Here is a 13,121-nt window from a genome sequence, read left to right on the forward strand (position 1 = left end):
TCCACCTATGCCATTACTGACACCGGCTTGTGGTTCACTACACTTGGCGGTAAATACCCGTGACTGGACTTTCACCAGTAAGATTAGTGCCATGCTCGGCACACAAGAAGAGAGCCCAATTACAGGCTTATTAAATTGAGCTCTCTATAAACAATATTACTTTCCGTTCTCCGCAGCCCATGCATCCAACTGTCGCTGCTTTTCTTCAATAATCGTATCGATTCCAGCATCTTTGAGTGCCTGCTGGAATTCCGGCAATACGGTATCCAGATCTACGCTACCATCTTCCAATGGAATCCGATACTGTGCAAGCACGTTCTGTACTGCAGTTAACTCATTTTTCACGGAACTGGAATCAAATACAAAACCATATGCCATGGATTTTGGTGCATTCTCATTAAATGCCTTGGTATCTTCCCAGAGCGTACTATCCAAAGTATTCCATACATAACTGATCAGCTGATTTCCAAAATAAGAGGTATTATGTCCATAATAAGTGCTAGTGGTTAAGTCTACACCCTCTGGAAATGCAATAACATTTTCCACATCTGTCTTAACATAATGTACCCCTTCCACACCATAATGGAGATAATTCACGACTACCGGATCGGTGTATAACAGATCCAGGAACTGTACCACTTTTTCCGGTCTTTCACATGTAATCGGAACACACATGATAACATTGGATACATGTTGAGTGGTACATAATGTCTCACCAAGCTGAATAGCATATGCGCCACCCGGCATCAGGGATTCCGCTCCTTTTTCCTGTCCCGGCCTCTGATTACTTGCACATGCGATCAATTCACCGGAAATCAACATCGGAAGGACCATATTGTTAGTGGTTATATCTGGGAGAATATATCCTTCCTGATACCATCTTCGAATCATTTTCAGATCCTCAATATAATCTTCGTCTTCAAATAAGTTCACGACTTCCAGACTATTGCGTCCTCCATCCCGTAATACGCCAATATAATCCCCTAATGGATCATAGTCATTGATCATATGGGTCCACACGGAAACAGAAGGGTCAATCGTAGCAAAGGTTACCTTCTCAGGGAACATCTGTTTAAAGGTAGCCAGAACATTTTCAAAATCCTCATAGGTAGTGATGGACTTTGGATCAATACCAGTTGCGTCCAATGCCGTTTTTGAAACCAGTACACCATATCCGCTCGCCATATCGCGAAGAGTAGGGATGGCATATACCTGGCCATTCACTGTTGTTGCCGGAAGATACTCTCCCATTACTTCTAACAGGCCCGCACCATACTCCGGCAGATATTCATCCAGAGCGATCAGCCTGTTCTGGTTCACATCGGAAATAAAAATGTTACCAAGTGCAGCGTCCGAGGTATACAGATCCAGCTTTTCATTACCGGCGATCATCAGGTTCATCTGCTGAGCGAAATTACCTGCAGCAATCGGAAGAACCTCCAGTTCCACATTGATCTTATCCTTCAGGTAAGCGTTCAGTTCTGCTAACATCTGCTCCGTTCCTGCGCCGGAAGGGGCTCCCGGATACGCAAAAACGATCTTGTATGGCTCTTCCTCCTGCTGGGAAGTGCCCGCATCTTCCTGTACAACCCCATCACCGGATGTACTATCATCGGACTTTTTCCCGCAGGCGCTAACGCAGTAAACCACAAGGGTCAGTAACAACAGCATCACGAGCCATTTCTGAAATGTTTTTTTCATTTAAAACATCCTCCTTTATTTTGATGATATCAGTATAGCAAGGCTTTGCTCCCTTCCACCATCAAAATATCGACCTGATTTTTTATAAAAATCGACTAATTTCCCTTTGGGATCCTCCCTTTTTATGGACGTTTTATCCAACCAGACTGTCGATACTGTTTCCTCCAATTGCTTGGAGTCTCTCCCGTGATCTTTCGAAAAGCTACCGAAAAATTAGTCAGGGAATTATATCCGCAGGATATGGCCACATCCCGGATCGGCATATCGGTTTTGACCAGAAACATTTGCGCCAGTGCGATCCTTTCATTTCCAAGGTATTTCATTACGGTCATCGAGGTGTTTTCCTTAAAGATCCGATCCAGATAATCGGGGTTTAAGTACACGCAGGCAGCAATGCTCTCTCTGGACAGATCTTCATTCAAATGAGTCTGGATATACATTCTTACCCGGCTCACGATGTCCGGAGCATGTGCCACGGACGAGATCGCATCACCGGTGATATCGATGACATGCTCCAGCCACTCCATCATGACCTCAAAGGAGTCCAGGGCATGCTCGCTAAGGAAAAGGGAAGTCTCGTTTTGGAACAATTGATGGGCGATATAGCCTTTGCCATCCAGCAAACGATAGATCGCCTGTAAAAAGTCCTGTCGGAACAATGCCAGGGTATGATAGTTCAGACCCAGCTCATCCGCCAGTGCTCCCAGTTCCGATCCGATCACCCGTTTTGCTTCTGCCATATGCCCCTGCCTAATAAGGCTGACCGCTTCTTTGATCACGGTTTCTCCGATCACCACCGCGTTTTGCTTCCAACTGTCATTTCCAACATGGATGATCGTTTTGGCAGAAAACATGTTTTTAGCATATTGCTCCAGATTTTTTACCTGCCCCGGTAATAACGGCAGTGCCACGACCGCTCCGATATAACAATGGGTCTGCAGAACATACTGCGTAGTACAAAACGCCTGAAATGCTTCCAGGCATCTGGTCAAATCCTGTAACCATTCCCCGTCTGCTTCCTTTAAGTTCACAGCGATCAATCCCAACAACAAATGATCTTTCAGAAAGAAGAAGCTGCTATCGTAATCCTGTTTGGCAATCATCGCCTGTATTGTTTCCTTTATCCGGATCTCCATAGCGCCTGACAGGTCCGTCCTCTTCCCGGTCTTTATCAGAACCGGACAGAAGCGCTGTTCGACTGGCAATGTCACGTTATAATGTGACATGATCGGTAAGATCTGCTCTGCGGCTAGTGGCTCCCTGCGCTGCAGCAAGTCCTTCCAGAACCGTTCCTGAATAACCGGACGATGGATATTCCACAATGCTTCGGTATTTCGTAACACCTCAACCCGGCTGTTTTCACCCATCCGCATGACCGCCTTTTTCACTGCCAATTCCAGTTCCTCCTGTTGGACCGGCTTTAGCAGATACTCCATCGCCTCCAGTTTCAAAGCCTTTTGGGCATAGGAAAAGTCCGCATGACAAGTAAGAAAGATGCACGCGGTCTTCGGATAATGCTCCCGGACCCAATGCCATAATTCAAATCCATCTCCCAGGGGCATTTCAATATCGCTTACGAGGATCTGCACCGAATGCTGCCGGAAGATCTCCTGGGCTTCTGTTTGATTGCAGGCGGTAAACACCTGCTGGAACCCCATCTGTTCCCAATCGAGCAGTTCCAGCAGATCGTCCAGTACGTATCTTTCATCATCTACCAACAGTATGTTCATCCTTTTCTCCCTCCCGATTTGTCAGTGGAAGCTGCAACCGCACACCGGCTCCTTTGCTTTCCCGGTTAAACAGGTGGACCGTTGCCTTCCTGCCATAGATCAATTGCAATCGCTGACAGATATTCCAGATCCCGATATGCTCACCCGATTCGTCCACGATCCGCTCGTTCTTCTGGATCTTCTCCAGAACTGCTCCGGAAAACCCGACTCCATCATCTAAAATTTGGATCACTACCATTTCCTGCCCATCGATATCCTCCGTACTGACCTCCAGCTGAATGTGCAGCAGCTGCTGGACCTTTAGAGAATGCTTCACGGAATTATCCACAAAGGGCTGGATGAGCAGCGGCGGGATTTTCACCTCCAACAGCTGTGGTGCTGCGGCTATCTGAAGATCCAGGCAATCCGGATATCGAAGGGTCTGGATCTGAAAATAGTTCCGGATATGCCCCAGTTCCTCTCCTAATGTTACCATGTCAAAATCCTGCCGGAACAGATAACGGAAATACTGGATCAGATTGTAGGCCAGCTCCTGGACCATCTCATACTTTCCGGTACGGGACAGCGTATAGATCATATTTAAGGTATTGAGATAAAAATGCGGCTTGATCTGGAGCTTGAGTAACTGCAGTTCCACTCTCTGTCGATTGATGGTTGCCTCATAGATGTCAATCTTGTAGGAATGCAGGGTATCCAACAACTCATTGATCGACCGATTGGCATAGTAAAACTCATCTCTCTTTTCTCCCAGAGGAATGCGGTAATCGTAGTTTTCCTCTGCGATATTGGTGGTAACGTTCGATAATTGCTGTAACGGTAACAACAGCATCTTACGCAACAGGCTCATACCAAGGATCAGACATACCAGGGAAGTCCCGGACAGGATCAGTAACACGTATTGTAACAATGGCAGATTCTCCAGGATGTTTCGGGATTCCAACAAACGTCCCAGTCTGAAATTCCCCACCGAAGACGGTACCAACACGACCAGATACTCTTCTGTTACCGCTTCTATGGACGTGGACGGATAATGGTCCTTACCCTTAAGGACACCGGGGGTAAGGATGCGATCCTCGTTATCCACCAACACCGGGATCTCGTTCTCTTCGGTCTGCAGCAGCCCCAGGATCCGATCCATTTCGATCCATGTCCCCATATAGAATCCATCCCGTTCCACGACATAGAATCCATAAACCTCATTTCCCATCGGAACAACCGTCCATCTTCCAATCGGGAAATTTGGGTCGGTACATTCCTTCCCAATATGCGACATGATGATACTTTTATGGTTCTCATAGGGATTGGACGGATATTCGATATCAACAGATAAATAGTCATCATACTCGACGGAATACAAAAATACCGAATCCACCATATGAAGCAACAAGGCATCGTTTTTTAAGCTGCTGTATAAGATATATTTCTGCAGCATATAATCACTGTGATTCTTTGCTGCCAGCAGCTTCCCCACTTTATTATCATCCACGATCACCCGGTATAAATACTGCTGTACTGAATCCAACTGAGTGTCCACTTCGTTCATATACAACTTCAGGGAACTTTCATGGGAAGCCACGATCTGTTCTTTGATCAGGTGGATGGAATAGTCCAGTCCAATGAAACTGAACATCCATATCGGGATCACGATCAGGAGCAGCAAAATAAGAACCTTAAAACGAACGGAATATTTCCTAGCGGGAACTGTTGTTTTTTCTCTCATATCACTGCGCCTTCTTCCATATACGTTCTATCCCAGCAAACTGGCACGGAGTTCGGCCACCAGATATCGTTCGCAATCGTTGCAGTAAATCGCCTGCTCCGGTGTTTTTCGATCATCGCCATCCGGATACTCCGGACGGTTTACTTCCAAAAAGCCATGTTCTGCCAACGGATACTCTTTGATCTTAATAGGAATCCCCAGGTCGATCAACCGCTTTGCATATTGGATCCCCATCGGTTTTAAAAAGTCCGGTCCGCACTCAATAAAGATGGCAGGTGGCAGATCCGCCAATTCCTCATCCGTAGCCAGAAGCGGAGAAGCCCACCGATGCTTTGTTGTCCACTCTCTTTCCCCTTCCTGCGGGAAGAGGAACGGCCCGACCATATCAAAAATCCCTTCCAGATTCGTGGATGCCAGATCCAGACATGGATACACCAGCATCTGCAACGCCAGTCGAACTCCCCGTTCTTTTAACATCATAGCAGCACCGGCAGCCAGATGCGCTCCGGCACTGTGACCACCTACCGCCATCTTCTCTACATCTATCCCGTATTCTACTGCATTCTCTGCAAAATAGCAAACAGAATCTGCCACTTCTTCCTGGGCATATGGGAACGGCCTTTCGTCCGCCTTGGTATAATTCACATTTACTACCATGATCGGCACCTGGTCTGCCAGCATCCGACAAAAGCTTTCCATCAACATGGCATCTCCGCCCACCCAGGCTCCTCCGTGCATGTTAAACAGGACCGGAAGCTTCCCGTCCTTGCTGGGATTGTGGTTTTTCGGAAAATACAGAAGGGTATTCACTCCTTGTTTTTCTCCGCCATCCAGTGACAATCCACTCCGCGGAACCACAAACCGCTCTCCGATGGATGGCTTTGCAGCATATTCGGCCCGGCGTTTTCTGGCCGTCTCGATCGTTTTTTGAACGGAATCCTCTCTTGTTATCCCGGTTGTCTCTGCCATCTTACTCTTCCCTTTCTAAGATCGTTCTCATTTTCTCACACAAGATCGTTTCGACCTTGCCCTCCGATGCATTCCATAACCACTCCTGGATTGAAATGCCCTCTTCCATCGGTTCCAATACCCGGTCATTCATAAGCAAGGTATGAATGGTCAGATCCAGCTCCTTTGTCTGCTCCGAATGCGGCAGGGAATCGTGCAGATAAAATCCCATCTCCGGGATCGCTGCCTTCAGCTGCCGGTACATGTGAGCCAGATGGGCCTCATGCCGAAGTCCACCCTCCCGGGTATGGGCTTTTGGCCTGCCATCCATGAACTCCTGGTATTCCGCCAGACTTCCATCCCGTAAAGATGATGTATACATATATTGGATACGATCCCCGTATTTTCTGTGCAAATCCAGCATACAGCCGGTCACGAAATTGGTATCCGTCAGTTTCTCTACGATATGTGCTGGTGATCCCCATAGTTCAGCCGCTGTTTTCTGCCACCCATCATAAACCAGCAATCCGGAATCCGGACATACTGTGATGTTTCCACATTCAGGAAACATTTCGATCACATCTTCAGCCAATGCAGCCACCCCAAAAGCTCCCGCACTCTCTCCACAAAGAATCAAAGTTTCTGGAGATCCCAGATACGGCATCAATTTTTCCATGGCTGCCTGAAAATTTGTGTAGCCATGCAAATATGCAGTCTGTTCCTTCCCATCCAGTCCGGTATAGTCAACACGATTTGTCCCCGTATGGAAGTCTCCAGAAGTATAATTTATATTGATCATGGTCCAGTCTTTAAACAAACATTCTTCTTTTTGGCTTCCGATACCGCTGCAGCTTGCTGCATCATACATTGGGCTGATTTCATTGAAATAGAATCCCTCAGTATCCGTATTTGTAGATGCGATCGGTCGCTGCAGGGTATAAATGTCATAAGCAACACCGCCACCGTGAAAGTTTATCATCAATTTGTCTTCTCTTCCCAACCGGAAGCTGATAGAATAAGGACTTCCATCTCCACACCGGCAGTCAGTCAGAGAGACCCGATACCATTTACCTTCCTTTGGTTGATCCGGCATCTCCGGAAATACCTGAAATGCAGACAGTCCTTTCATGATATCCCTGTATGTTTCTTGTATTGTGATTTTCTTTTTCATTATATCTGTACCTCCTTCTACAACAAACGCAATCCCACATTTTCCACACAGCCCTGTGTAGCATTATATATCCATCTGGCAGGTGTAATACCCTCCATCTCATAGTCCAGCATGCTTGTTGTGTCCAAAAAGCAATGCTGAGTAACCTCTGCTTCCCGGGTACCAGGATCATCTAATTTTTTATCGCTGATATACAATCCTATCCCCGGTACCTTCTCCTGCAGCTGTTTTGCCACTTTCTGCAGCAGAGCATAGTATTTTATCCCGCCCTCTTTATCGATCACAAGCGCCTTACCATCCATCTTATTCTGCATACGAGAAAGCTGAGCATCGCGGATCGTACTGCAAAAAAGATACTTTACTTTTTCCCCGTACTTCTGATATAACGCTTCGTAAGAATCCAGCATAATATTATCACTGTGAAGCCGCTTCCAGATATGTTCCGGCGCGTGCCATACATCTCTGGCAATCTCCCTCCAGCCGTCCATAATCAAAATCGAAGAATCCACCAAACAAGTGATATTTTTACATGTCGGGAACTGTTCAATGATATCGTCGGCCATCAGTGCCACCCCAAAACCACCCGCACTTGGTCCTGCGATCAACAGTGTTTCCGGTTCTCCGAGCCACTGCTTCGCCATTTCTATCAAAGACAACGTGTTTTTCCGTCCGTGATGCATCAGCAGCCGATCAGTACCATCCAGTGCGGTATAGGGGAACTCCCCTTCTCCGGCATGAAAATCACCGGTAGCATACAAAATATTGATAACCGACCAATCCTTAAACGGATTTTCCTTCCTCTCACTTCCAATACTGTTCTTGATGATGCCGTCACCCATATACTCCACATCCGCAAAGTAATACAACTCCGGCATATGCAAGGAAAATAAAGTTGCAGGATAAGCAGCCGTGTAAGCATTCCAGGAAAGACCGCCGCCATTGAAAAACACAATCAGTTTTTTCGGATCTTTTCCTATTCTGATCGTGCCGTGATAGGTTTCATTTAATCCCGTTACACAACCTTCGGGAAAAATACGGTAAAAGGTTCCCTGCTCCGGATTTTCCGGCATTTCCGGGCAGTTTTTCTTCACGATCTCCGTCCAGATCTGCTTTACTTCATCCGACATCTTCTCCCACGGTTCCTGTTTTATATTATCTTCCATACTCATATCATTTCCTCCATCATATACTCCAACGCAAGCCTCGAACGGAAGCCGGATCTTCTATCAATTCTGCCATGATCTGCTGATAGGGATATGTCCTGATACCGCTATTCTCATCGAAGACCATAGTCTCCATCCCTTCTTTGCTAAAAGCAGGCCAGTCCAACTCTTCTGTAGACGGTGAACCATTCCGTGCAAAAGCCGCAAAGCCATGAGCATAACGTCTGGATATTTCTCTGTATTCTGGATACAATACCAGTCCCATCTGCAATGGCAGATCTGCCGTATGCCATGCCAGTTTTTCGTCCACATCCCCGGGGGTTGTCACATCATAGGTAACCAGATAAAGCCAGGTATTCTCCACTCCCTTTGTCACTCGACCCCAGGCCTGGCACCAGGCATTCAGCCCGAAGCCGCCGAGCATACTCTTTACACGGATGAACTGATGTTCCAGAGTTCGTTCCTTTTCATCGATCGCCTGCATCTTGTGCAGAATTTCTTCCACATTTTTTTCTGAAATCAGTGGTGTGCGAAGGAAGGCATTCTCCTCCAAAAAGAGTATTTTTTCACATAGTTCTCTTTCCGTCTCCATGCTGTGTCCCAGCTTTGCACGGATCACTTTTGGGGATAAAAATACCCCGATCTCATCCTCCGAACATCCGATCAGCATTGGGATCGCTTCCGTTCCCGCGGTCATGCCATAAACGGACTCCAGGTGATAGGACAGTTCCTTCCCATCTCCCACCGGAAAAAAAGCCAGCACCGCCTGATCCACTTCGGAAGCCGCAATCAGCAGTCGGTCAGCCGGTACTTCCAGAATCCGCTCCCAGTTCTCCTCCGGGATACCCAGACATTCTAGGATCTTTTTTGTGATCAGATGCCCCTCTTCCTGTGTCCGGTAATCTGTAAACAACGGTCCACTTTCCAGGATCACCTTATGAAATAATTTTCTGGCCCGCTCTATCATCATCAGGATATTGATCTTCATCGCGCCGCCGGACTCTCCCATCAGTGTGACATTATGTGGATCACCGCCGAAATTTTCAATATTATTTTGTATCCATTCCAAGGATAAGATCAGATCTTCTATCCCCGCCATACCGGACTTTTCATACTTTTCATCCAGTCGCCCCAAGTATAAATAACCAAATACATTCAGGCGGTGATTTACCCCCACCAGAACAATATCTTCCTCTTTGACCCATCTATCAGCACCCAGCACGATTGAGCCGTTTCCGCCGCCAAAGCCTCCACCGTGGATATAGACGATAACCGGGCGCTTACTGTCGTCCAATCCCGGCGTCAGCACATTTAGCACCAAACAGTTCTCACTTTGCCGCTCCTCCAGGACGCCAAACCGCTCCTGGTCACCACCGCTGAAATACGGTCCCAGTCCAGCACTTGCCACGATCCCGGTTCCATTCTGCACTGCATAATACCCGTTTTTGCGGCAATCTCGGATACCGGCCCAGTTTTCCGGCGGCTGCGCCGGCAAAAAACGATGTTTGCCTTCGCAATCACTTCCGTAAGGAATTCCCCGAAATATTTTAACACCGTCCCTCTCTTCGCCCTGGATCTTTCCATTTTTTGTACCAGCAATTACCATGTATACTTACATACTCCCTTCTTCCTTTTTCAATTCTTCCGTATAAATTGCAATCTTTGCGCATGACATGTTTTTCATATCCTCACTGCGGGCCCAGCAAGTGATAACCTGTACCCCCGGTGCAAACTCATTTTCTGACAACTCTCCCTGCTCCAGGTCTGGATCTTCCGCCACTTTCCATCTTCATATTGAGAAAAAACGAAGTGCCACTTTCTTATATGTACTTTCCCAGATACCGTATTTTCTAGGCCGGTAAGGAATCGGTATTCTTTCCATGCAGCAGCTTTTTTCTGAGAACAAGTGGTTATAGAGGTTGGATACCACCTCTATCTGAAGATCGTTTTCCCCCTTCTGTAGCAGATCAGTAACGTCACCCCGCTTCATCACTTGGTCCGGAAACGGGGCTGTTTTCCCATTGATCACTACCGTAAAAGTATCCGAAACCTCTCCCAGTTCCAGAACATATATACCCGCTTTTTTTTCAGCCAGTACTATCTTGCCATGATAGATTCCCTTTCCGGAAAAGCCGATCAATTCCTTTTCCAGCTCCAGCCACGGAAGCAATCTATTCAACCGGATCAAACGAGAATCTGCAGCAAACCCACTTCGCAAAAAGGAAGTATCTTCCTCCGAATTCGGTTCAAAGGAAATCAGTTCCAAAGTATCAAAGCTGATTTCTGCTTTTGCTTCTTGCTCCTGCCCCACAGCACTTTTTTCTTTCTTGTTATCCTGTCCAGTCACCTGGAAAATCAGCATTTCATCTTCTTCCATCTCTATAGTTCCGGTCAGATAACCCTTCCCATCTGATTGAAAATCCAAGGGATAGCTGGTACCGTTCCATGGATCACAGATGGATACTGTTCCGATCCCACGAAATCTAACCGGAATCTTCCTGCGGCTGACACAGCCCGGTCTGCGATAACTGCCTTTCGTTGTCCCCTGACAGTACATGGCACTGACAGATATTTCATCCGGGTTTGGCATATCCTGAGTTACCTTGACCCTGTTATATCCATACAGTACATAATAGCGGTTTTTTTCCGCGGTTTCTCTGGATGCCGTCAACAGATCCATGCTTCCGTCCAACACCACATTACCCAAAACACCAATCTCCGCCAAAATTTCCGGAACCTGCTGATAGTCCTGTGCATGAAGCAGTCTGGCATCATTCCAGATTGCTTCCAGACATTCTGACCAAATATTCTGTTGTTCCTCTGTCCGCCACTGACTATAAAAGGAAGCGTACTGCGGTTTTTCTCCAATCCACACCACCGGCAGATTCTGTTCCATCAGTTTCTGTAGTTTCCGCAGACATCCCAGAGACACTTTATCAGTCGGCATAATAATCAGACACTGATATGCCACGCCTTCTCTGTCAAGAATACCATCCTCTACCTTACAAACCGGTAACTCCAGCAATGCTTCGGTTACAAACTCATAACTATATCCGTGATTCGTCAGACACCCACCGTCCGGGTATCCGGAAAAATCATCCGTCAGACCCGTTTCCGCATATCTGCTCCTCAAAATGGCACAATCGACCTTTGCCGTCTGGCGAAATATCGCATTCAATCTGGCTATAGTGTCCATGCAGGCTCTGGCATGGGGAATGGAGAGCGTTCGATTCCAGTTATTGGATACATATTTCCCGAACCCTTCATACCCCGGCCACTCCGCTCCCTTCAGCTGCATTCCGGAATAAGATGCCCCATGCAATACCTGGGCATTCATTCCGGCCATCAGACTCCGCTTTATCCCCCAAAACACATCCTCGTAATCCTGTCCGTAACTATGTCCAAATTCTGCGGCACATTCGAAGGAATACCGTTCTTTTCTCCCCAGATGTGCCGCCGCGGCCATGTTTTTCTGTTCATCAATGGCAGCCCTACCCAGCGCCTCATTTTCCGGCAGAGCCACATAGAGGCCGCACCTTTCAACTTCAAAGGGCTTGTTATAGGCAATCTGATAGCGGATATTCTTTTCATATTTCTCTGCCGCCATCTCCAGGCCTGCCAGATGATATTCACAATAACACTGTGTTAAGGTCTCAAGATAATCCCAGTTGATCATGTCTGATATCGTCTTGTCAGAAAGTCGGTATCCGGGGACATCGCATGGTGGGAACATGTTTTCAAGTCCAATAAACGGCAGATAAGGAAGAATAGAATATCCACGTCTTTCCTCAAACTCCTTCGGAAGATCCGGAGTCCAATCCAGTGCCACATCATACTACAGAGAATCACAAAACAGGGATTCCATAGACGGGAAATCGTACTTCTCCATTACCTTATCCCAATATTGTTCACAAGCCTGTATCCCCGCTCGGCTCAGATGATCTATCACGTAGGTTTGCCCTGCATTAACTTTCTGCATAGCCGGTTGCTGATAGAAGGCAAATACCTTCCAGTGAGATCCGAATGCAGTCTCAGGGAAACGAAAATCCAGTTCCTGCTTCGCGTTTATATATCCCGTTAAATCAATATAGGTATCGCTTTGCAGGACTTTATCGCTGTTTCCGTCTTTTTCTTTATATGCCATGACATGGATCAACTTGGATACTTTGGTATTGCGCTTTTTTCGTCGCTCCGGTAATTTTCCCTTATAATATGCTCCAGAAGCAACGACCATTTCTCCATAAGTCAATTCACAAAGTACCGCTTCTTCTTCCTCTGATCCTATCATCGGAGAAGCAATCGGCCACCCTGGCCCGATTGCCAGATCCATAGTCATCCCCAGTCTTTCGGTTTCCGATGCAATCACTTCGATGGCTCTGTCCCATTTTTCTGTTCCCCAACCAAACTCACTGCGAAGGACCTCCGGATCCACAGAAGACAGAACTACCACTTCTACTCCACCAAATCCCCGATCGGATAACTGCCGGATCTCCAGCCTCAGATCTTCTTCCTCCACCGCTGCCGCTAGCAGCCAATATCGGATTTTAGGTCGGAATTGATTATTCATTTCCGTCCAGATTGCAGGTGTATTCCTTTTCTCCATCCCTTTTTCTCCATCTCTTAATCTTTGTATATCAAAAAAGCATCGACTTCTTCACTTTTTCCCCGCCGCAACCGGGCAACAGTCT

At 47.0% G+C, this 13,121-nt stretch carries 9 protein-coding genes; all 9 read right to left on the reverse strand.

Features of this window, described 5'->3' with window-relative positions:
- Positions 1-156: 156 nt before the first annotated feature.
- Positions 157-1,701 (reverse strand): ABC transporter substrate-binding protein, encoded by a 1,545-nt coding sequence (locus tag B5F07_RS20225; protein WP_087163007.1) that lies wholly within the window; start codon positions 1,699-1,701, stop codon positions 157-159.
- Between the two features lie 122 nt (positions 1,702-1,823).
- On the reverse strand, positions 1,824-3,431 hold the full coding sequence (locus B5F07_RS20230; protein ID WP_087163008.1) for a response regulator: 1,608 nt from the start codon (positions 3,429-3,431) through the stop codon (positions 1,824-1,826).
- Positions 3,409-5,151, reverse strand: a complete 1,743-nt coding sequence (locus B5F07_RS20235) for a sensor histidine kinase (RefSeq protein ID WP_087163009.1) — start codon at positions 5,149-5,151, stop codon at positions 3,409-3,411. The genes B5F07_RS20230 and B5F07_RS20235 overlap by 23 nt, the downstream gene beginning before the upstream one ends.
- A gap of 27 nt (positions 5,152-5,178) precedes the next feature.
- On the reverse strand, positions 5,179-6,120 hold the full coding sequence (locus B5F07_RS20240; RefSeq protein WP_087163010.1) for an alpha/beta hydrolase fold domain-containing protein: 942 nt from the start codon (positions 6,118-6,120) through the stop codon (positions 5,179-5,181).
- Position 6,121: 1 nt separating this feature from the next.
- Positions 6,122-7,270 carry a pectin acetylesterase-family hydrolase gene (locus tag B5F07_RS20245; protein ID WP_087163011.1) on the reverse strand — a complete coding sequence of 383 codons (1,149 nt, stop codon included), beginning with the start codon at positions 7,268-7,270 and terminating at the stop codon, positions 6,122-6,124.
- Positions 7,271-7,287: 17 nt separating this feature from the next.
- The gene (locus B5F07_RS20250) at positions 7,288-8,439 is read right to left on the reverse strand and encodes a pectin acetylesterase-family hydrolase (protein ID WP_087163012.1); all 1,152 of its coding nucleotides are present in this window, start codon (positions 8,437-8,439) and stop codon (positions 7,288-7,290) included.
- 13 nt (positions 8,440-8,452) lie between these two features.
- The gene (locus B5F07_RS20255; RefSeq protein WP_087163013.1) at positions 8,453-10,039 is read right to left on the reverse strand and encodes a carboxylesterase family protein; all 1,587 of its coding nucleotides are present in this window, start codon (positions 10,037-10,039) and stop codon (positions 8,453-8,455) included.
- A 183-nt stretch (positions 10,040-10,222) separates the two neighbouring features.
- Positions 10,223-12,262, reverse strand: coding sequence for a glycosyl hydrolase (locus tag B5F07_RS20260; RefSeq protein ID WP_087163014.1), 2,040 nt, complete (start codon positions 12,260-12,262; stop codon positions 10,223-10,225).
- A gap of 6 nt (positions 12,263-12,268) precedes the next feature.
- Positions 12,269-13,036 (reverse strand): glycosyl hydrolase, encoded by a 768-nt coding sequence (locus tag B5F07_RS20265; protein ID WP_087163015.1) that lies wholly within the window; start codon positions 13,034-13,036, stop codon positions 12,269-12,271.
- Between the last annotated feature and the right edge of the window lie 85 nt (positions 13,037-13,121).

It is taken from the genome of Lachnoclostridium sp. An169 (assembly GCF_002160525.1).
Taxonomy (GTDB): domain Bacteria; phylum Bacillota; class Clostridia; order Lachnospirales; family Lachnospiraceae; genus Mediterraneibacter; species Mediterraneibacter cottocaccae.